Origin of the sequence: Halobellus sp. Atlit-38R, from assembly GCF_003665925.1 — an archaeon.
Taxonomy (GTDB): domain Archaea; phylum Halobacteriota; class Halobacteria; order Halobacteriales; family Haloferacaceae; genus Haloquadratum; species Haloquadratum inordinatus.
In genome coordinates this window covers 1-628 of the sequence record NZ_QXIJ01000115.1, presented here as the reverse complement: position 1 = coordinate 628, position 628 = coordinate 1, and the positions used below count along the sequence as shown (strand labels likewise).

Sequence of the window (628 nt, the reverse complement as noted above, 5' to 3'; positions counted from 1 at the left end):
CGGACGACGGCGATACGAGACTAATCCCGAAAGGACTTTTGCCCGTATCGAGGATGGATTCGGTATAGTGAACCTCTGGGAAGATATGGAGACCGGCCCGAACGCGCCGGACGAAATCTACGCAGTCGTCGAGTGTCTCAAAGGCGAGCGCAACAAGTACGAGTACGACAAGGACATCCCCGGCGTCGTCTTGGACCGCGTGCTCCACTCGAACGTCCACTACCCGTACGACTACGGCTTCATCCCGCAGTCGTACTACGACGACGAGGACCCCTTCGACGTGATGGTGCTCGTCGAGGACCAGACGTTCCCCGGCTGCGTCGTCGAGGCCCGCCCCGTCGCCCTGATGAAGATGGACGACGACGGCGAGCAGGACGACAAGGTGATCGCGGTGCCGACCGAGGACCCGCGGTTCGACCACATCGAGGACCTCGACGACATCCCGCAGCAGACGCTCGACGAGATTGACGAGTTCTTCGCGACCTACAAGAACCTCGAGGCCGGCAAGGAGGTCGAAACGATCGGCTGGGAGGACAAGGCCGCCGCGAAGGACGCCATCGAGCACGCGCAGGACCTGTACGACGAGCACTTCGCGTAACGGACCGATAACCGGGACGCATCCACCGCC

The 628-nt window shown here is 62.3% G+C and carries 1 protein-coding gene; it reads left to right on the top strand.

Features of this window, described 5'->3' with window-relative positions:
* Positions 1 to 64: 64 nt before the first annotated feature.
* Positions 65 to 598, top strand: coding sequence for an inorganic diphosphatase (locus D3D02_RS18400; RefSeq protein WP_121571334.1), 534 nt, complete (start codon positions 65 to 67; stop codon positions 596 to 598).
* The last annotated feature ends 30 nt before the right edge of the window (positions 599 to 628 follow it).